We start from the raw sequence: 19,137 nt of genomic DNA on the forward strand, positions 1-19,137 counted from the left end.
GACAATAATCAGGAGACAACTAAACATGTTATCACTACAAGAATTTGTACAAAATCGTTACAATAAATCTATCGCAGAATGTAGCAATGAAGAGCTCTACCTTGCTCTTCTTAACTACAGCAAGCTTGCAAGCAGCCAAAAACCAGTGAACACTGGTAAGAAAAAAGTTTACTACATCTCAGCTGAGTTCTTGATTGGTAAACTCTTGTCAAACAACTTGATCAACCTTGGTCTTTACGACGATGTTAAAAAAGAACTTGCAGCTGCAGGTAAAGACTTGATTGAAGTTGAAGAAGTTGAATTGGAACCATCTCTTGGTAATGGTGGTTTGGGACGTTTGGCTGCCTGCTTTATCGACTCAATTGCTACTCTTGGTTTGAACGGTGACGGTGTTGGTCTTAACTACCACTTTGGTCTTTTCCAACAAGTTCTTAAAAACAACCAACAAGAAACAATTCCAAATGCATGGTTGACAGAGCAAAACTGGTTGGTTCGCTCAAGCCGTAGCTACCAAGTACCATTTGCAGACTTTACTTTGACATCAACTCTTTATGATATTGATGTTACTGGTTATGAGACAGCAACTAAAAACCGCTTGCGTTTGTTTGACTTGGATTCAGTTGATTCTTCTATCATTAAAGATGGTATCAACTTTGACAAGACAGATATCGCTCGCAACTTGACTCTCTTCCTTTACCCAGATGATAGTGACCGTCAAGGTGAATTGCTCCGTATCTTCCAACAATACTTCATGGTTTCAAACGGTGCGCAATTGATCATCGACGAAGCAATTGAAAAAGGAAGCAACTTGCATGACCTTGCTGACTACGCAGTTGTCCAAATCAACGATACTCACCCATCAATGGTTATCCCTGAATTGATCCGTCTTTTGACAGCACGTGGTATCGAGCTTGATGAAGCAATCTCTATCGTTCGTAGCATGACTGCCTACACTAACCACACAATCCTTGCTGAAGCCCTTGAAAAATGGCCTCTTGAATTCTTGGAAGAAGTGGTTCCTCACTTGGTACCAATCATCAAAGAATTGGACCGTCGAGTTAAAGCAGAATACAAAGACCCAGCTGTTCAAATTATCGATGAGAGCGGACGTGTTCACATGGCTCACATGGATATCCACTACGGATACAGTGTTAACGGGGTAGCGGCACTCCACACTGAAATCTTGAAGAACTCTGAGTTGAAAGCCTTTTACGACCTTTACCCAGAAAAATTCAACAACAAAACAAACGGTATCACTTTCCGTCGTTGGCTCATGCATGCTAACCCAAGATTGTCTCACTACTTGGATGAGATTCTTGGAGAAGGTTGGCACCATGAAGCAGATGAGCTTGAAAAACTTTTGTCTTATGAAGACAAAGCAGCTGTCAAAGAAAAATTGGAAAGCATCAAGGCTCACAACAAACGTAAATTGGCTCGTCACTTGAAAGAACACCAAGGTGTGGAAATCAATCCAAACTCTATCTTTGATATCCAAATCAAACGTCTTCACGAGTACAAACGCCAACAAATGAACGCTTTGTACGTGATTCACAAATACCTTGACATCAAAGCTGGTAACATCCCTGCTCGCCCAATCACAATCTTCTTTGGTGGTAAAGCAGCTCCAGCCTACACAATCGCTCAAGACATCATTCACTTAATCCTTTGCATGTCAGAAGTTATTGCTAATGATCCAGCAGTAGCTCCACACTTGCAAGTAGTTATGGTTGAAAACTACAACGTTACTGCAGCAAGCTTCCTTATCCCAGCATGTGATATCTCAGAACAAATCTCACTTGCTTCTAAAGAAGCTTCAGGTACTGGTAACATGAAATTCATGTTGAACGGAGCTTTGACTCTTGGTACTATGGACGGAGCTAACGTGGAAATCGCTGAGTTGGTTGGAGACGAAAATATCTACATCTTCGGTGAAGATTCAGAAACTGTTATCGACCTTTACGCAAAATCAGCTTACAAATCAAGCGAATTCTACGCTCGTAAAGCGATCAAACCATTGGTTGACTTTATCGTGAGCGACGCTGTTCTTGCAGTTGGTAAGATTGAACGCTTGGAACGTCTTTACAATGAATTGATCAACAAAGACTGGTTCATGACTCTTCTTGACTTGGAAGACTACATCAAAGTCAAAGAGCAAATGCTTGCTGACTACGAAAACCGTGACGCATGGTTGGATAAAGTGATCGTCAACATTGCTAAAGCAGGATTCTTCTCATCTGACCGTACAATCGCTCAGTACAACGAAGATATCTGGCACTTGAACTAAGATATAAGATTTATACTAATACATTTTGTAAAAAAGCGAGTTTCAATTGAAATTCGCTTTTTTGAATGTTATGGATTTGACAAAAGAAAAAATAATTTGTCAATCATTTCTAGACTTAAAAATCAGACCTAGAGAACACTGAGAAGGCTGGTTTTACTACCTTTAATCCTCAGAATTTACCTAGAAATCATCTCAATTTTCTTGTATTCGTTTACAAACAGTATTATAATAGTATTGTAGTAAAGAAGGAGGATGTTCTTATGTGGAAAAAATATTTTTCAAAATATAAATGGACTGATTTATTTTGGATTCTTTTTGTTATTTTAGCATGTCTCTTGACGGGTAATAGTTCTTCGTTTCCACTTACTCATCAAGAAATCTCTTTTCATGGATGTTGTTATGGGGTATCACTTGCCTTATATCACTTGCTATTTATTGATAAATTTGTCATTTCGAATCGAAAATAAATGGAGAGGTCATAATTTTTTATACTTTTCGGAAAGACAGTTAAAAATCGTGTTTTAAACCCGCATTTCAAGAAGAGGTGCGGGTTTTGTAATATCTCAAAAATTTATTTACAGTGCATTTCCGACCAGAATCTCTGCTTCGATGGTGATCTCTGTCAGTTGGCTCCAGTCAATCTTGCTTTGGTCAACGTGAAAGAGGAGGGGTGTCATGCTAAGCAGGGCTTGCCTTTGCTCTGCTGTGATGGATTTGGTCAGGGAAGCAGTCTGGATAGATTGGATGATGAAATGTTCCTGGAAATGTTCCTTAATTTCTTGGTTGGAATAATCCTTCTTTGTCAGCTGATCCTGTACGGTTTGGCGGATTTCTTTGAGGTGGTTTTCAGTCGGGATGACCTTAATTAAGATACCGTTTTGGGATAAAACGCGACGAAATTCTCCATAGTTGGCAGGCGAAAAGATATCAAGCAGGATATCCATGCTAGCGTCTTTTATAGGAAGACGAGCCAGGTCACCAACGAACCAATTTACTGCCCAGTTGGGTTCGCTCTTGGCAGCGATTTGAACGGAATCTTTGGAAATATCAAAGGCATAGAAGGTTTTGTCAGGATGACTTTCTTGGAGCTTGCGAGAATAGAAACCTTCGCCACAACCGATATCTAAGATTGTGGTGCTAGTTTCTGAATTTGCTAACAAGTCAGATACAGCATCTAAAATAGCTTGGTAAAAGCCAGCTTCTAGGATTTGTTGGCGATTTTGAAAGTTTTCCTTGTCGTAGTTGGCAGATTGCTTGATTTGAGGTGCCAGATTGACATAGCCGAATTTCGCCAAGTCAAAAGAATGACGGTTGCAGCACTTGAGACTAGTCTCTACCAGAGTCAGATTTTCTCGACAGATAGGGCAGGCAAAGGCAGTCGCAGAAGCAAAACGCTGGAGTTTAGGTTTGAGATTTGTATTCATAGTTTAAGTGTATCAAAAGAGGCAAATGAAAGCAACTTTAGGATGATTTGTAATAGAATTAAATAGTAGTATAATTACTTTTTAAAGTACCAAAATTAAATTGCTTTTATATCTAAATTGCTATATAATAATATCTAGGAGGAAATAAGTATGTTAAAAGAAGTATTAACCGTTGCAAAAGTTGCGAAAAAATCATCACTCTTTTTAGGTGGTGTCGCATTTGGTACCCTTGGTTTGAAAATCTTAGCAAGTAAGGAAGCTAAAAAAGGTTATTCTAAAGCTTTGGCTAAGGCTTACAAGTTGAAAGACGGGCTAGATGCATCTGTTTCTGTTGTGAAACAACATGGAGACGATGTCTTGCAAGATGCCAAATATTTGTATGAGCAAGAGAAAAAAGAAGAGCAATTAGATAGCCTTATAGGGGAATAGTATGTCTTTTAAAGTGCTACATAGAGGATACCAACATATCCGACTATCATCTTCTTTTTCACTCACCTTGGATATTCAAGACTATCTTCGTTCCTTGGTGAGAGATGAAAAGGGGATTGAGTCTATCCAGTTTTACATGGATCAACAGCACTTTACTCTACGCATAAAAGAAGGCTTCTCTGTATTAGACAATGCAGAAGCCTTTTTAAAAAGAATTGATAAAGGGAAAGTTTCTGAGTTGATGACTCTTCCCATTCGTAGAGAAGAGAGTGCTTATTCTATTGTTTCAGGTGCAGCGATTAAGCGTATGATTTTTCGTAGTTTTGTGCCGTATCCTATTCGCTATATATGGACTTGTTATCAGGCTTTGGGTTATATTAGAGAAGCCTATCAAACACTAGCGCGTAAGGAACTAACGATGGAGGTCTTGGACTGTTCGGCGATTTTATTGTCCTTGTTTATGAACCAATCCAAGACAGCTAGCAATATCATGTTTATGCTTGATTTGGGGAATCATTTAGATCAGTGGTCCTTGAAAAAAACTGCAACAGATTTAGAACAAAGCCTTCTTGCAAAAGAGAGCGACGTATTCTTAGTACAGGGGGATATGGTCGTTAGTATCAAGAGTTCCGATGTTCAAATAGGAGATGTCTTGGTCCTATCTCAAGGAAATGAAATTCTGTTTGATGGACAAGTAGTTTCAGGTTTAGGTATGGTCAACGAAAGCTCCTTGACGGGAGAAAGTTTTCCAGTTGAAAAAAGAGAGTTTGATTCGGTTTGTGCAAATACAGTATTAGAAACTGGAGAGTTACGCATTCGTGTAACCGATAATCAGATGAACAGCCGTATTTTACAGCTGATTGAGTTGATGAAGAAATCTGAAGAAAACAAGAAAACGAAACAACGCTATTTCATCAAGATGGCGGACAAGGTCGTCAAATATAATTTCTTGGGGGCTGGGCTGACTTACCTATTGACAGGTTCTTTTTCGAAGGCCATTTCTTTCTTATTGGTCGATTTCTCCTGCGCTTTGAAAATCTCTACTCCTGTAGCTTATTTGACAGCTATCAAGGAGGGGTTGAACCGTGAAATGGTGATTAAGGATGGAGATGTTCTGGAGAAATACCTGGAAGTTGATACTTTCTTGTTTGATAAGACGGGAACAATCACAACTAGTTATCCTATAGTTGAAAAGGTGTTACCTTTTGGGGACTATAGTGAGGAAGATATTCTCAGAATCAGTGCCTGCCTTGAGGAACACATTTATCATCCTATTGCTAATGCCATCGTCAAGCAAGCTGAGATAGAGGGGATTGAACATGAGGAAATGCATGGGAAACTCCAATATATCGCAAGCAAGGGAATTAAGTCCCATATCGATGGTCAACCAGTTCTTATTGGAAATTATGTCTTGATGCAGGATGAGCAGATTCATATCAGTTTGGAACAAAATGCCTTAATTGAAGAGTACAAGAGTCACTACAATCTCTTATTCTTGGCTTATCAGAATGAATTGATTGGAATGTTCTGCATTCATACTCCTTTGAGAAAAGAAGCAAAAGCAGCCTTGGAGAAACTTAAGGCACAAGGGAAAAAATTGATTCTGGCAACAGGGGACACCTTGGTTAGAACAGAGGAATTAGTCAAAGATTTGCCCTTTGATCATGTCTATACAGACTTGAAACCTGATGGGAAATTTGAGTTAGTAGAGGAACTGCAGAAAGCAGGTCACACTATTTTGATGGTTGGAGATGGCTTGAATGACTCAGCGGCTCTAACCCTATCAGATATCGGTGTGGTGATGAATGAGAGTGCAGATATTTCTAAGCAGATGAGTGATATCTTATTGTTAGATAATCGTTTGGATTTCTTCCAAGAGTTGGATTGGCTATCATCATCTTTGCAAACACTTATCAAGAAGAATATTCAAGATACCGTTGTCGTAAATAGTAGTTTGATTGGCTTTGGCTTGTTTAATTGGCTCAGTCCTTCAAACCTCTCTATCCTACATAATCTAACAACCTTACGCATTGTACTGCGTAGCCTGTCTATTAAGGGATAGGTGGGAACTATTCACAGCAAAAAGGAGTTACCTTTCTCGAGGGTAACTCCTTTGTTTATAGATAAATGTTGAATAGTTTAGTAAGTCAATACAAAGTATTTTTTCTTCCCGCGGCGGATAACAGTGAGTTCGTTCTCTAACTTATCTGCGTCACTCAAGACATAGTCAAGGTCTTGGATGCGGTCGCCGTTAACGTAGATAGCTCCGTTTTGTACGTCTTCACGGGCTTGGCGTTTTGAGTTAACCACGCCAGAAGATACGAGAAGTTCAACGATGTTGTGATTTTCGTCTGCCTGTACTTGGTAGTTTGGCACGCCACGAAGTCCTTGTTTGAGTTCTTTGACAGAAAGGTTTTTGATATTTCCTACAAAGAGTTGTTCAGTGATGTTAAGGGCTTCTTTGTAAGCTTCTTCTCCGTGAACAAGAGTCACAATTTCACGAGCCAAAACTTTTTGAGCCAAGCGTTCGTGTGGCGCTGCTTCAAACTGTTTGCGGATATCTTCAATCTCATCAAGTGACAAGAAAGTAAAGATCTTCAAGAAGCGTACAGCGTCAGCGTCCATAACGTTCATCCAGAATTGGTACATTTCGTATGGAGAAGTCTTTTCAGGGTTGAGCCAAACAGCGTTACCTTCAGATTTACCAAATTTCTTACCAGTTGCGTCTGTGATGAGTGGAACAGTAATTACATGACCAGTTTTGTCTGCCTTACGGCGCATCAACTCAGTACCAGCTGTCATATTTCCCCATTGGTCAGAACCACCGATTTGTAGCGTCACGTTGTGGTCTTGGTTAAGGACGAAGAAGTCGTAACCTTGCATGATTTGGTAGGCAAACTCAGTGTAAGAAATTCCTGTTTCTATCCGTTTTTTTACAGACTCCTTACTCATCATGTAGTTGACAGTGAAGTATTTTCCGATATCACGGAGGAAGTCAATGAAGCTGATGCTGCCAAACCAGTCGTAGTTGTTGACCATGACAGCTTTATTTTCGCCATTTTCAAAGTCAAGAAAACGAGAAAGTTGTCCTTGGATAGACTTGACCCAGCCATTTACTGTGTCTTTTGTTTGGAGACTACGTTCAGCATCTTTGAAGGACGGATCTCCGATGAGACCTGTAGCACCGCCAACGAGCGCATAAGGTTTGTGACCTGCTAGCTGCAAGCGACGACTTGTCAAGATTGCGACAAGGTGGCCTAGGTGAAGGCTGTCAGCAGTTGGATCGTAGCCAGTATAATAAGAAACTTGACCTTCTTCTAGGGCTTTACGCAAAGCTTCTTCATCAGTCGTTTGAAAAATCAAACCACGCTCTTTTAGCTCATCAAAAATGTGCATGTGTCTTTTCTCCTTTATAAAATATTGTTTCTACCTATTTTACCACAAACTTGGCAAATAACCTAGTAAAATCGGGAAGAAAGTTGCTACTTGGACTTTTTTGAAAACGAGTGAAATATGGTATAATAGCACTAGCTTATTTTCAGAGAAATAGATAAAAATCGTTAAGAAAGGGGCTGAAAGATGTCTCATATTATTGAATTGCCAGAAGTCTTGGCCAACCAGATTGCAGCAGGAGAAGTGATCGAACGTCCTGCCAGTGTAGTTAAAGAGTTGGTTGAAAATGCTATCGACGCTGGCTCAAGCCAGATTATCGTTGAGATTGAAGAAGCTGGTCTTAAGAAAATCCAAATCACAGATAATGGTCACGGGATTGCCCACGATGAGGTAGAGTTGGCTCTCCGCCGTCATGCTACCAGTAAGATTAAGAATCAAGCGGATCTTTTTCGGATTCGGACCCTCGGTTTTCGTGGTGAAGCTCTGCCTTCGATCGCATCTGTCAGTGTTTTAACTTTGTTGACTGCGGTGGATGGAGCAAGTCACGGGACCAAGTTAGTGGCTCGTGGGGGAGAAGTAGAAGAAGTTGTGCCTGCGACCAGTCCTGTTGGGACCAAGGTTTGTGTGGAGGATCTCTTTTTCAACACACCAGCCCGTCTCAAGTATATGAAGAGCCAGCAGGCAGAGTTGTCTCATATCATCGATATCGTCAATCGTCTAGGCTTTGCTCATCCTGAGATTTCCTTTAGCCTGATTAGCGATGGCAAGGAAATGACACGAACAGCTGGTACGGGTCAACTGCGTCAAGCCATTGCTGGAATCTATGGTTTAGCTAGTGCCAAAAAGATGGTTGAGATTGAGAATTCGGACCTAGACTTTGAGATTTCAGGTTTTGTCTCATTGCCTGAATTGACACGGGCTAATCGTAACTACATCAGTCTTTTTATCAATGGCCGTTATATCAAAAATTTCCTGCTCAATCGTGCTATTTTAGATGGTTACGGTAGCAAGCTCATGGTGGGGCGTTTTCCGCTGGCTGTCATTCACATCCAGATCGATCCGTATCTAGCAGATGTCAATGTGCATCCAACCAAGCAAGAAGTGCGGATTTCCAAGGAAAGAGAACTGATGGCGCTGGTTTCAGAAGCTATCGCAAAGAGTCTAAAGGAACAGACCTTGATTCCAGATGCTTTGGAAAATCTTGCTAAGTCTACGGTTCGTAATCGTGAAAAAGTAGAGCAAACCACCTTGCCGCTGAGAGAAAATACGCTTTACTATGAAAAAACGGAACAAACTAGACCTACTCAAGCTGAGGTGGCAGACCATCAGGTAAACTTGACAGAAGAGAAACAGGATTTGAACCTGTTTGCTAAGGAAACATTGGATCAGTTGACCAAGCCAGCTAAACTGCATTTTGCAGAGAGAAAATCGGTCAGCTACGACCAACTAGATCATCCAGAGTTAGATATGGCTAGTTTGGATAAGGCTTATGACAAGCTAGAACGAGAAGAATCTTCGAGCTTCCCAGAGTTGGAATTTTTCGGGCAAATGCACGGAACCTATCTCTTTGCCCAAGGTCGAGATGGGCTCTACATCATAGACCAACACGCAGCCCAAGAGCGGGTTAAGTACGAGGAGTACCGTGAAAGCATTGGTAATGTTGACCAGAGTCAGCAGCAACTCCTAGTACCTTACATCTTTGAATTCCCTGCAGATGATGTCCTTCGTCTCAAGGAAAGAATGTCTCTTTTAGAGGAAGTTGGTGTCTTTCTAGCAGAGTATGGGGAAAATCAATTTATCCTACGGGAACATCCGATTTGGATGGCAGAGGAGGAAATCGAGTCAGGAATCTATGAGATGTGCGATATGTTGCTCTTGACTAAGGAGGTTTCTATCAAGAAATACCGAGCAGAGTTAGCCATTATGATGTCCTGCAAACGCTCAATCAAAGCCAATCATCGTATCGATGACCATTCAGCTAGACAGCTTCTATACCAACTTTCCCAATGTGACAACCCCTATAACTGTCCACACGGACGTCCTGTTTTGGTTCACTTTACCAAGTCGGACATGGAAAAGATGTTCCGTCGTATTCAGGAAAATCACACCAGTCTACGAGAACTAGGAAAATACTAATACTCTTCGAAAATCTCTTTAAACTGCGTCAGCCTTACCTTGCCTAACTCAAGTTATGCCTACGGTTAGCTTCCTAGTTTACTCTTTGATTTTCATTGAGTATAAATTGAAGGGAAAATTATGTACGAATATTTAAAAGGAATCATTACCAAAATCACTGCCAAATATATCGTTCTTGAAACCAACGGTATCGGTTATATCTTGCATGTAGCCAATCCCTATGCTTACTCAGGACAAGTCAATCAAGAAGCGCAAATCTATGTGCATCAAGTCGTTCGCGAAGATGCTCATCTCCTTTACGGTTTCCGTTCAGAAGACGAGAAAAAACTCTTTCTCAGCTTGATTTCGGTGTCGGGCATTGGTCCTGTATCAGCTCTGGCTATCATTGCAGCAGATGACAATGCTGGCCTGGTTCAAGCCATCGAAACCAAGAACATCACCTACTTGACTAAATTCCCTAAAATCGGTAAGAAAACAGCCCAACAGATGGTCTTGGACCTAGAAGGTAAGGTGGTTGTGGCAGGAGACGATCTCCCTGCTAAGGCTACAATTCCATCTAGTAGTGACAACCAAGAATTGGAAGAAGCCATGGAAGCCATGTTGGCATTGGGCTACAAGGCGACCGAGCTCAAGAAAATCAAGAAATTCTTTGAAGGAACGACTGATACAGCAGAGAATTATATCAAGTCTGCCCTTAAGATGTTGGTAAAATAGGAGGTTCCTATGCCCAAACGCTGTGGCTGGGTTAAAATGAACAACCCTCTATATGTAGCCTACCACGATGAGGAATGGGGCCAGGCCCTCCATGATGACCGAGCACTTTTTGAGTTGCTCTGTATGGAGACCTATCAGGCTGGTCTTTCTTGGGAAACAGTGCTCAATAAACGTCAAGCCTTCCGTCAAGCTTTTCATGGTTATTGCCTTCAACGTGTTGCAGACATGACTGATGAAGAATTGGAAGATTTAATGGACAATGTAGCGATCATCCGAAATCGAGCTAAGATTTTTGCGACGCGTGCCAACGCCCAGGCCTTTCTACAAGTTCAGAAAGAGTATGGCTCTTTTGATGCTTATCTCTGGTCTTTTGTAGATGGGAAAATCATCGTTAATGATATCCCGGACTACAGTCAAGCACCAGCCAAAACGCCTTTGTCTGAAAAAATATCCAAGGAACTCAAAAAACTTGGCTTCAAGTTCACAGGACCAGTCGCTGTTTTATCCTTTCTACAAGCTGCAGGGCTAGTTGATGACCATGAGAATGATTGTGAATGGAAAAGTGGAAATAAGTGACGTTAGATGTCTAGAACATCTGAGAATATAGAAGAAAGCTGAGAATTCTATCTCAGCTTTATTTGTTATAGTCAAAGCGAATGATTTGCTCCTTTGCATCTACATAGGCTTGGACTCCGAAGGGAACAATGGCTCTTGGAGTTGCATGACCAACATTTAGATTATAGACAATCGGGATATTGCTATCAATGATATCCAATAGTGCCTCTTTATAGTCGTCATAGAAAGTTTCATCCATAGGTTTTCCGACCAAGAGTCCACTGATGACCTCGAATATACCAGTTTCCTTTAAAGTCCGCAACATCTTTTGGAAGTCTTCAGGCTTAGGCTTTTCTTCGCTTGTTTCTAGCAGTAGGATCTTTCCTTCCCAGTCTGACAAGTCAGGGAAGAGTTTGTACTTTTGGCAGAGCTCCGTGCTGTCTGCGTATCGAGAGTTGTCAAAGATATCATAGAGAGATTCAAGACAACCGCCGAGAATTTCTCCCTCAAACTGAGCACTTCCTTGCAACAAGTCAAAACCAGTATTTGCATGACTGACACGAGCTGTTCCCAGAGCCTTGGGACTAAAATCAGTCCGTTCCTCATACCAAACGTTACTAGGGCGGATTTCCGAGATTCTACCAGTCTCAATCAATTCTTTAAAGTAGTGAAGGCTATAGTCCAACATTTCTTTGTCTAACTCACAAATGTCTGCTAGAAATGATTGGCCGTAAAAAGTCTTGATTCCTAGTTTATGCAACATGAGATGGTTCATGGTCGTATCCGAGAAGCCAAGAAAAATCTTTTGCTTGATAACCTTTTCTAGCTGGTCATTTTCAAAAAGATGGGGCAATAAACGATAGGTATCGTCTCCACCGATGGCGCATAAGATCATGTCGATGCTATTATCAGAAAAGGCCTGCATCAAATCTTCCGCACGGGCTTCAGGATGGTCCTTGATAAAGTCTAAGCCTTTTAGCGAATGGGGTAAAAAGATAGGATTGAGTCCCAAGTCCTTGAGACGTTGGACACCCAAGTCCACTTCGTGTTTGACAAAGTCTTCTCCAATAATGCCACTAGACAAACTAACAATACCAATAGTAGAAACCATATCTCATCCTCCTAGAAATAAATTGATGCTATTGTATCACAAAAGAAGAGGGGAAACAACAAGAATTAGAGTCAGAAGAAGGCTTTTAGATCAAGAAAGTAGTAAAAAAGCAACCAATTGTGTGGTTGCTTTTGTAGTAGTTGCATTCTTATAGAGCAGTAAGGAAGGTCAGTCCGCCAAGGATAACCCCAGCCGAGTTTGGAATGATTAGAATCCAATCTTTCTTAGGCTCTTTTGTCCATCCGTAAATGACCCAGATTAAGCAAGAGACTGCTGCTGATAAAGGTTGGAAAGGTTGAGCTTTGTTCCCTTGTAAATTGGCAAAAATTTGGGGGATGTAGGCTATAAATACAATAATCCCGATAAAGGCACCAATTGAACCGACAATTTGATTAATTCTCTGTTTAGTCATATATATTTCTCCTTATTACTTTATTAGTATAACAGAAAAACAGCTTGGATTCAAGGGTAAAACCTTGGGATTCTAAGGGAGGACTTTACATTAGAATCTTTTTAGACGTTGCGTCTACTTTTCTTTAGAGAATCAAAAAATGATTTGGAACTACAAAAAAGTAGTCTGTCTACAAAACACACTACTTTTATTGTTTATCTTAATATCTAGCTGGTCCTGCACTTGCGCTCTTAATGTTGAACCGTTTTTTGAGGTAGAAACGTAGGGCAAGGAGAGCTCCTCCAATCACCAACAAAACAAGAGGTGGTAAGCTGATGTTGATGGCTTGTGGAAGGAAGTTACTCAAGAAGAGGATGAAAACCCAGGCAAACATGGTTGCTAACATAACCAAAAGTGATTTCCAGAATGGAGGGCGTTGGCTACGGTCAGTATCTGGTCCGTAGTAGCGGTAGATGAAGTGGTAGAGCAGGTAAAAGGCGACTCCACCAAAGGCCCCTACACTGATAAGTGTTACCAAGCCGTAGGCCACAGGTTGGTTTGAGAAGAAGCTCATCAAGGCGCTAACTACTGCAAATAGTCCTGTGATGAAAAGGGCTGAATCCAACATCATCAATTTTGGATCGTCGTTTTCTTTTGGATGTTCTTTTTCGTACTGCTCTTTTTCGCTGAAACTATGAGCCCAGTGAGTTGGTGCTCCGTAGATAGAACGTGCTGTCACTCCTTTTGGTTGCTCCTCAAGGATATGAGGAATGACTTCTTCAAGGATAGCCTTGATTTCAGCATCTGTTTTTCCGTCCTTGAGAAATTGCTGGGTTGCAATATGGATAAATTCCTGGTTTTTCTTTGTTAATTCTTTTAAATCAATCTGTGACATAATAACTCCTGTTTAGAACCATTTTTTATGGATGAGGTAAAGAGTGAGAGAAACACTCATAGCAAAGGCGATAAAGACGATGAGCCAGAAAGCGTGCGGTTCTCCGTTTAAAGGGATTTCATTGTCCTTAAAGTTCATTCCGTAAGCTGAGAAAATCATGGTCGGGATGGACATAACGATAGTCACAAGTGCCAAGGTTTTCATGATATTGTTCTGGTTATTTGAAATGATAGAAGCAAAGGTCTCTGTCATAGAGTGAAGGACGTTTCCATAGATGTCCGCCATCTCGATGGCCTGTTGCGTTTCAATCAAGGTATCTTCCAGTAAGTCTTCATCTTCAAGGTATTTCTTGATATTGCTAGTTGCGCTGGTCAATTTTTTAATCACGCGCTCGTTTGTCTTCAGAGAGGCTTTGAAGTAGACGATGGTCTTCTCCAACTCCATGAGTTCGATCAATTCTTCGTTTCGAGTAGATTTGTGAAGTTGACTCTCGATCTGCTCACTCTTACGTTCAATCGAACGGAGGGCAGTTAGGTAAATCTCCGCATTGCGGTATAGGATTTGGAAGATGAAGCGCGAACGCATGAAGGTATAGAAATTTCGAAGCCTACGATTGATAAAGACATCAAGAAGTGGTAGAGGCTCCAAGCAGGTAGTGATGATAGCCTCTTCTGTGATGATAATCCCCAAGGGAATAGTCACATAGTAGGTCTGGTTATTTCTTTCCTCTGTTATTGGGACGTCTACGATAATCAAGGTGTATTCATCTTCGATGGTGATACGAGACATTTCTTCGGCATCGAGCGGTGCACGGAGATCGGCGATATCAATATCAAAGGCTGAGGCGATTTCCATCGATTCGCTTTGAGTAGGATTGACGAGATTGATCCAAGTGCCCGGCTGGAGCGTATCGATCTCTTTAAATTCAGTTGTTGTTGAGAGAAAGACTTGTTTCATATCTCCGATCCTTTCCTAATCTATTCTGTGTTTAAGTGATTTTTAGCACCGTACTATTATACTACAAAATCGGCTTTTTTCAAATAAAATCTTACAAAAGTACCGTTGTTATTGGCTTTTTACTTTGTCTTAAAAAGTTGATTTTGGAATTTGCTCCCCTTTTTGCTCCCCTTATAGTGCTTTTAGTGCAGTTTCGTAGAATGAGACTGCTTTTTTTGCGTTCTCTTTTGAGAGGTGGCTATAAATGTCCATAGTCATGGATAAAGTAGAATGACCTAAACGGTGCTGAAGTTCTTTGTAAGGAATGCCAGAGTTAAGCAATAAACTAGCGTGAGTATGACGGAATCCGTGAAAGCCAATGTTAGGAACATCAGCACGCTTAAAATGTGTTAGCAATCTTCTTTTAAGTTTTGAACTGCAAGGATATTCATGAATGAAATCCGAGAATACCACGCTTTCACGTTGCCCTATCTTCCAGGCCTCTTTAGTTTGTCGTAGTTTGTACTGCTTCAGCATGTCGATAGTAGCTAAATCTATATCTATATCCCGATAACTAGCCTTAGATTTTGGGCTATTGATTTCTAGATCCCGATTTAGTGTTTTGGTGATGTGTACAATGGCACCGTCTAAGTCAATATCAGACCAGGAAAGGGCTAAAGCTTCATTGATGCGACAACCAGTAGCCAATAGGAACTTATAGAGCGTTGTCTCATAGTAATAACGATATCTATTGCTATCTAAATTATCGAGATAAACAAGAAACTTCTTTAATTCTTCATTATCAAAGTGTTTTACTTTTTGTCGCTTTGCTTTCTGAGTGTTACGAGGTAAAATAACATCACGCGCAGGATTGGACGGTATCGCCTGCATAGTTACACCATACTGTAAGATACGTTTATTAAGCGCGTGTATCATGTCATAGTGCAAGAAAGCCCCCTTTTCGCCCTTATTGGCCTTGTCAGCAAGTTTATTGATAATTGACTGGATAAGTGGAGTAGTGAGCTTATCGAGCTTATAAACCCCGAAAATAGGCAATACATGATTATCAAGCAACTTTCTAACATTGCCTTGAGTGTTTGGCTTAACAGTATTCTTATAACTTTCCCACCAGAGATTGGCTAAGTCTTGATAGACTGTTATGGTACTAGCTTTTTGTCTAGTAGATCCTGCTTTCTGAAAATCTATTTTTTCTTGAGTAGTTTTCTGCTTAACTTCCTTTTGTGTCCGACCTGTTACTTTGGTTTTAACTTTTTTTCCCGTTACTTGGTCAACTCCTAGGTAAACACTAGCACGGTAGACTTTACTACCGTCTTTTTTTGTAACTTCAGTTATTTTCATGATTTATACCTTTCTAAAATACATCAGCAGGCAAGCTATTATTAAAAAGGTTTTAGAGTGTGGTTTAAATCATGCTAGGGCTTCACAGATTGCCCTGTATTCAATTTTAAGGAGTTAGACAGTAAATTTATATATCTGCTTATAGAAAGCGCGTGTAGGGCTTTCTATAAGCCTTAAAAAGATTTGTTTTTGTTTAGTCGCTTTCTTTCTCTTTCTTTTTCATAATCATCAGCAAGGTTACTATAATACTCGTCATAATCTCTTCTTAAAATATCCATAAATGCAAGAATAAATCCAATCATAAGTGGGCTTAGAATTGTTTCAAGAATAATCTTAAGATACTCATTTTTTAATGCAGCGTGAGCAAGAAGCAAAAGGTATAGAGAATAAATTATAAATGATATAAATATTCTAAATTTCTTTTTCTTCAAAGAAAGTTTCTTTTTTCTTGTGCTTTTCATGAGGAGAATTCCTTTTATTAAATATCGGTTTTTGTTGGATAAGGGCTTACATATTTAATCTAATAGAGAAATCACGCGCCCTTGTTATTATAATTGGACTTTTCGGACTCCCTAAAAGAAAAATGTTATTGCTTAGTTTTGTTATTAAATAAAGCCATATACAAAATTTAGTTTTGTTGGTTTATACAGTTATAATCACAGAAGAAAATTAGTCAATAATTTTTTTATATTGTTCAAATTGTTTTTCTATCGTATCACCTTTATATAGTTCATTGGTTATCTCTAGTAATACTTTTGTTGGTGTGTAATTCGAATTTACAGAGTACATTGAATTGAGTCGCCTGTTATCTGTTTCGGTATTCTTATATCTAATATTTAGTTCAGATAAATCTTGTAACTGCTTGAAAATCATATCTATTTGTTTATCAGATAAAACAATATCATACAGAGAATAAAGTCTAAAAATCCAACAAACGCTTTTTTGATCCATCGTTCGATGACATAGTTATTGAAATTGATAGCAACTTCTGAAATGTTGTCTGTATCATATCCCAATAGATAACCAACGCTAACACCAAAATAGTCAGCAAGTTGCTGAGCCTTTTCGGGCTTGATTTGTCTTTCTCCGTTTTCACACCTCAGCTATAATTCCAACACTATTATTATATCATACAGGAGGCCAAGGCATGACACCAGAGCAGGTAAAAGAAAAGCTAGAAGGCGTGAAATGGATAAGTAAAGAAATAGAAAGCTCGTATTTGGAATTGGAAGCCATGGAGAGTGGGATCATCAAAAGTCAGCAACCAAGCACTACTAGAGTACAAACAAGCAAGGTAAATAGTACAGAAAATACCCTTATTAGTGTTCTAAAGATAAAAGAAGATATACTACAGAGAATTGAGAGGTTTACAGAGGAAAAAATGGTACTGTCTAGCTTGATTGATAGATTAGCCAATCCTATGGAGAGATCAGTCTTAAGATTTTATTACTTAAACAGTCTTGAAATTTGGGAAGTGGCTGAGAAAATAAATAAATCGGATGTAACAGTATATCGAATAAAGCAGGCAGCTATAAAAAACTTAGCAGAAGTGAGATGATCATATTTTCTTGGTAGTAGGTGATGAAATCATAGATATTTTTGAAAGAAAAAAGAGAGTACACACCCCCCACAGCCGAAGCGTTTAATGTAGGAGGTAGTAACTCTCATTGCTTAGATTATAACCTAAAAAACTAACTGACGCAAGAATATTAAAGGCCTATCCTTTGGGGTAATCGAAACAGTAAAAGGAACTGACTTAGGCGCCGACCTAAAATAGGCCATTGGGTGCCAAACCAGTTCCTTTATTAATTTAATTATAACTCATTTTGACTTAAAAAATAAATAGAGGTGTCCTACCTCCTACCGCAGAATAATCTGTTTCAAGGGGAGATGGAAAATTTCAAAGAAGTTTTAGAAAAAAGTAGAAGCAATAAAAGCTGAGATACCCAAAAGAATTAATAAGCAGAAATAAAAAGAATGTCTCATAAAAAGATGTTTCCATTTGTGTTTGCACCCTTTATCACATGACATACAGTTCCCGAATTCTTTACCTGTAATTCGGGCAATCCAAAGTAATAACGAATACATCAAAGTTAAAATCGCAATCATCATTAAACTAGATACTGTAATGATTTTTGATAGATCCATTGTTTGAAGATCATCGCCAACATCAAATACTGCTCTCGATATTTCAATACCACCGAACATAACGAATACAAATGCAGAAAACACTCCTAAAATAGCAATGAAGTCAGTATAGATTCCAGATTTCATATCTCTAACTTCTGTAATCCTAGTTGTTATATCGGCTATATCTAAATTCATCTTGTTCATCGATTCCTTTGAAGCTTTAATTTGCTCTTCAACTTCTGTAATTAAAGGACGAAATTCCTTTACAAAATGATGTAATTCCGATACAGTATCTTGGGCTTGCTTTGAATTTCTTAATATATATTCTCTTTGAACTTGAGAGAGAGAGTAATTCGTCTTGATTTTATCTAAATTTTTTGACAAAATTTCTTTTGTTTCATTAGGACTTCCATCTAAAATAAGGCGGATGTTTTCGTTTAAAACCTCATTATCCTCATCACTGTTCTCATTTTTATATACAAAGTCTGCAATATCATTATAAGGTATTGTGAGAGCACTATCAGAGAACATTTGTCGAAATACTTCTAAAACTTTTTGTTTATCATCATCTCCTAGTTCCGATAAATTTTTACCTAATAATATTTTTATTAATATTGCTGTGTTTCCCATAGTTTAGCCTCTGGGTGATTAGTAAAGTAAGTTTTAATTTCTTCATTAGTATATTTGATACCTTGAATACCATGCATGATGTCATTTTCGTCTTTTTTCCATGGATCATGGGTATGAGTAATATCTACAAGTTGAAAAGCACTTAAATTTGAAAGTTTATCAACAGTGTCTTCAATAATATAAGTATTGCTAATCTTATTTCTATTGTATTCTTCTATTTTAATATCTGTGAGATTGGCAAAAGAATCGGTACTAAATTCAATGTACTCATTTACTATATCACTACTTGGTATAGTAAATGCCCCAAATCTTTTATATTCATGATATACGCTAGGAACAACAGGGCCATACTTCCACTTTTCCATTTTTTCTGAAAATAGTTCGACATCATTTTCAACGATATGTCTTACATTTACGAAGTATAATAATTTCTGCAATTTTAAATTATTGATTTCATAATTTTTGTTATTTGAATATTCAATTATATAATTTGCCACAAATAATGCGTTTTCCATCACCCATACCTCCTTTTATTCTATTATACCATATGTGTCAATCACTACATTTTGAGATAGCTTGAAAAATGAACACAATATATTGTAGAATATATACACCCGGATTTTCCTAAGAGATTTTATCTTATATTATGGCTTTACTTCTTATATTATTTTTTAGTTGAGGAGTAGGCAACTATATTGAGATTATTAGCAATGATGTTAAGAATAATACCGATCTTTTCAAATTGATTTG

Annotated in this window: 18 protein-coding genes and 1 pseudogene; 8 read left to right on the forward strand and 11 right to left on the reverse strand. The window is 39.0% G+C overall.

Annotation, left to right across the window (positions count from 1 at the left end):
- Positions 1-25 precede the first annotated feature (25 nt).
- Together glgP and QM928_RS08260 are read left to right on the forward strand one after the other, a co-directional pair.
- Positions 26-2,284: a glycogen/starch/alpha-glucan family phosphorylase gene (gene glgP / locus QM928_RS08255; protein ID WP_414273096.1), complete on the forward strand. Its 2,259-nt coding sequence runs from the start codon at positions 26-28 to the stop codon at positions 2,282-2,284.
- A 260-nt stretch (positions 2,285-2,544) separates the two neighbouring features.
- The gene (locus QM928_RS08260; RefSeq protein ID WP_414294983.1) at positions 2,545-2,751 is read left to right on the forward strand and encodes a hypothetical protein; all 207 of its coding nucleotides are present in this window, start codon (positions 2,545-2,547) and stop codon (positions 2,749-2,751) included.
- Between the two features lie 108 nt (positions 2,752-2,859).
- On the opposite strand, the gene QM928_RS08265 is transcribed toward QM928_RS08260, so the two are convergent.
- Positions 2,860-3,708, reverse strand: a complete 849-nt coding sequence (locus QM928_RS08265; protein WP_414294984.1) for a putative RNA methyltransferase — start codon at positions 3,706-3,708, stop codon at positions 2,860-2,862.
- A 150-nt stretch (positions 3,709-3,858) separates the two neighbouring features.
- Here QM928_RS08265 and QM928_RS08270 point away from each other — a divergent pair, with 150 nt between their 5' ends.
- Together QM928_RS08270 and QM928_RS08275 are read left to right on the forward strand one after the other, a co-directional pair.
- Complete coding sequence (locus QM928_RS08270) at positions 3,859-4,137, forward strand: DUF6110 family protein (RefSeq protein ID WP_000910910.1); 279 nt, start codon at positions 3,859-3,861, stop codon at positions 4,135-4,137.
- Position 4,138: 1 nt separating this feature from the next.
- Positions 4,139-6,199, forward strand: coding sequence for a heavy metal translocating P-type ATPase (locus QM928_RS08275; RefSeq protein ID WP_414294985.1), 2,061 nt, complete (start codon positions 4,139-4,141; stop codon positions 6,197-6,199).
- 77 nt (positions 6,200-6,276) lie between these two features.
- On the opposite strand, the gene tyrS is transcribed toward QM928_RS08275, so the two are convergent.
- On the reverse strand, positions 6,277-7,533 hold the full coding sequence (gene tyrS / locus QM928_RS08280; RefSeq protein ID WP_414294986.1) for a tyrosine--tRNA ligase: 1,257 nt from the start codon (positions 7,531-7,533) through the stop codon (positions 6,277-6,279).
- A 183-nt stretch (positions 7,534-7,716) separates the two neighbouring features.
- Here tyrS and mutL point away from each other — a divergent pair, with 183 nt between their 5' ends.
- From mutL to QM928_RS08295, 3 genes are all read left to right on the forward strand, one after another.
- Positions 7,717-9,666: a DNA mismatch repair endonuclease MutL gene (mutL, locus tag QM928_RS08285; RefSeq protein ID WP_414294987.1), complete on the forward strand. Its 1,950-nt coding sequence runs from the start codon at positions 7,717-7,719 to the stop codon at positions 9,664-9,666.
- 120 nt (positions 9,667-9,786) lie between these two features.
- Positions 9,787-10,380, forward strand: coding sequence for a Holliday junction branch migration protein RuvA (gene ruvA / locus QM928_RS08290; protein WP_414294988.1), 594 nt, complete (start codon positions 9,787-9,789; stop codon positions 10,378-10,380).
- Between the two features lie 9 nt (positions 10,381-10,389).
- Positions 10,390-10,956 (forward strand): DNA-3-methyladenine glycosylase I, encoded by a 567-nt coding sequence (locus tag QM928_RS08295; RefSeq protein ID WP_414294989.1) that lies wholly within the window; start codon positions 10,390-10,392, stop codon positions 10,954-10,956.
- Positions 10,957-11,014: 58 nt separating this feature from the next.
- Here QM928_RS08295 and QM928_RS08300 read toward each other — a convergent pair whose 3' ends face one another.
- From QM928_RS08300 to QM928_RS08330, 7 genes and pseudogenes are all read right to left on the reverse strand, one after another.
- Positions 11,015-12,046 carry a S66 family peptidase gene (locus QM928_RS08300; protein ID WP_414294990.1) on the reverse strand — a complete coding sequence of 344 codons (1,032 nt, stop codon included), beginning with the start codon at positions 12,044-12,046 and terminating at the stop codon, positions 11,015-11,017.
- A gap of 148 nt (positions 12,047-12,194) precedes the next feature.
- Positions 12,195-12,458: a SemiSWEET family transporter gene (locus QM928_RS08305; protein ID WP_004250486.1), complete on the reverse strand. Its 264-nt coding sequence runs from the start codon at positions 12,456-12,458 to the stop codon at positions 12,195-12,197.
- A 199-nt stretch (positions 12,459-12,657) separates the two neighbouring features.
- A complete protein-coding gene (locus QM928_RS08310; RefSeq protein ID WP_006146142.1) occupies positions 12,658-13,332 on the reverse strand; it encodes a DUF1129 domain-containing protein in 675 nt (224 codons plus the stop codon).
- 12 nt (positions 13,333-13,344) lie between these two features.
- Positions 13,345-14,289: a magnesium transporter CorA family protein gene (locus QM928_RS08315; RefSeq protein ID WP_000815631.1), complete on the reverse strand. Its 945-nt coding sequence runs from the start codon at positions 14,287-14,289 to the stop codon at positions 13,345-13,347.
- A gap of 171 nt (positions 14,290-14,460) precedes the next feature.
- On the reverse strand, positions 14,461-15,627 hold the full coding sequence (locus QM928_RS08320) for a tyrosine-type recombinase/integrase (protein WP_414294991.1): 1,167 nt from the start codon (positions 15,625-15,627) through the stop codon (positions 14,461-14,463).
- Positions 15,628-15,800: 173 nt separating this feature from the next.
- Complete coding sequence (locus QM928_RS08325) at positions 15,801-16,088, reverse strand: hypothetical protein (RefSeq protein ID WP_414294992.1); 288 nt, start codon at positions 16,086-16,088, stop codon at positions 15,801-15,803.
- Positions 16,089-16,296: 208 nt separating this feature from the next.
- Positions 16,297-16,727 (reverse strand): annotated as a pseudogene (locus tag QM928_RS08330) (helix-turn-helix domain-containing protein); the annotation flags it as partial.
- A gap of 47 nt (positions 16,728-16,774) precedes the next feature.
- Between QM928_RS08330 and QM928_RS08335 the strand changes: the two are divergent.
- A complete protein-coding gene (locus QM928_RS08335; RefSeq protein ID WP_414294993.1) occupies positions 16,775-17,185 on the forward strand; it encodes a DUF1492 domain-containing protein in 411 nt (136 codons plus the stop codon).
- A gap of 353 nt (positions 17,186-17,538) precedes the next feature.
- Here the strand turns inward: QM928_RS08335 and QM928_RS08340 are convergent, their stop codons facing one another.
- A complete protein-coding gene (locus QM928_RS08340; RefSeq protein ID WP_414294994.1) occupies positions 17,539-18,387 on the reverse strand; it encodes a hypothetical protein in 849 nt (282 codons plus the stop codon).
- Positions 18,366-18,902: a Panacea domain-containing protein gene (locus QM928_RS08345; RefSeq protein ID WP_414294995.1), complete on the reverse strand. Its 537-nt coding sequence runs from the start codon at positions 18,900-18,902 to the stop codon at positions 18,366-18,368. Before QM928_RS08345 ends, QM928_RS08340 begins: the two co-directional genes overlap by 22 nt.
- Between the last annotated feature and the right edge of the window lie 235 nt (positions 18,903-19,137).

Source organism: Streptococcus infantis, assembly GCF_047460405.1.
Lineage (GTDB): Bacteria > Bacillota > Bacilli > Lactobacillales > Streptococcaceae > Streptococcus > Streptococcus infantis_Q.

Bases quoted from the DNA above. Each gene is read 5' to 3' on its own strand.
- glgP (WP_414273096.1), top strand. From the start codon at position 26: ATGTTATCACTACAAGAATTTGTACAAAATCGTTACAATAAATCTATC.
- QM928_RS08260 (WP_414294983.1), top strand. From the start codon at position 2,545: ATGTGGAAAAAATATTTTTCAAAATATAAATGGACTGATTTATTTTGG.
- QM928_RS08265 (WP_414294984.1), bottom strand. From the start codon at position 3,708: ATGAATACAAATCTCAAACCTAAACTCCAGCGTTTTGCTTCTGCGACT.
- QM928_RS08270 (WP_000910910.1), top strand. From the start codon at position 3,859: ATGTTAAAAGAAGTATTAACCGTTGCAAAAGTTGCGAAAAAATCATCA.
- QM928_RS08275 (WP_414294985.1), top strand. From the start codon at position 4,139: ATGTCTTTTAAAGTGCTACATAGAGGATACCAACATATCCGACTATCA.
- tyrS (WP_414294986.1), bottom strand. From the start codon at position 7,533: ATGCACATTTTTGATGAGCTAAAAGAGCGTGGTTTGATTTTTCAAACG.
- mutL (WP_414294987.1), top strand. From the start codon at position 7,717: ATGTCTCATATTATTGAATTGCCAGAAGTCTTGGCCAACCAGATTGCA.
- ruvA (WP_414294988.1), top strand. From the start codon at position 9,787: ATGTACGAATATTTAAAAGGAATCATTACCAAAATCACTGCCAAATAT.
- QM928_RS08295 (WP_414294989.1), top strand. From the start codon at position 10,390: ATGCCCAAACGCTGTGGCTGGGTTAAAATGAACAACCCTCTATATGTA.
- QM928_RS08300 (WP_414294990.1), bottom strand. From the start codon at position 12,046: ATGGTTTCTACTATTGGTATTGTTAGTTTGTCTAGTGGCATTATTGGA.
- QM928_RS08305 (WP_004250486.1), bottom strand. From the start codon at position 12,458: ATGACTAAACAGAGAATTAATCAAATTGTCGGTTCAATTGGTGCCTTT.
- QM928_RS08310 (WP_006146142.1), bottom strand. From the start codon at position 13,332: ATGTCACAGATTGATTTAAAAGAATTAACAAAGAAAAACCAGGAATTT.
- QM928_RS08315 (WP_000815631.1), bottom strand. From the start codon at position 14,289: ATGAAACAAGTCTTTCTCTCAACAACAACTGAATTTAAAGAGATCGAT.
- QM928_RS08320 (WP_414294991.1), bottom strand. From the start codon at position 15,627: ATGAAAATAACTGAAGTTACAAAAAAAGACGGTAGTAAAGTCTACCGT.
- QM928_RS08325 (WP_414294992.1), bottom strand. From the start codon at position 16,088: ATGAAAAGCACAAGAAAAAAGAAACTTTCTTTGAAGAAAAAGAAATTT.
- QM928_RS08335 (WP_414294993.1), top strand. From the start codon at position 16,775: ATGACACCAGAGCAGGTAAAAGAAAAGCTAGAAGGCGTGAAATGGATA.
- QM928_RS08340 (WP_414294994.1), bottom strand. From the start codon at position 18,387: ATGGGAAACACAGCAATATTAATAAAAATATTATTAGGTAAAAATTTA.
- QM928_RS08345 (WP_414294995.1), bottom strand. From the start codon at position 18,902: ATGGAAAACGCATTATTTGTGGCAAATTATATAATTGAATATTCAAAT.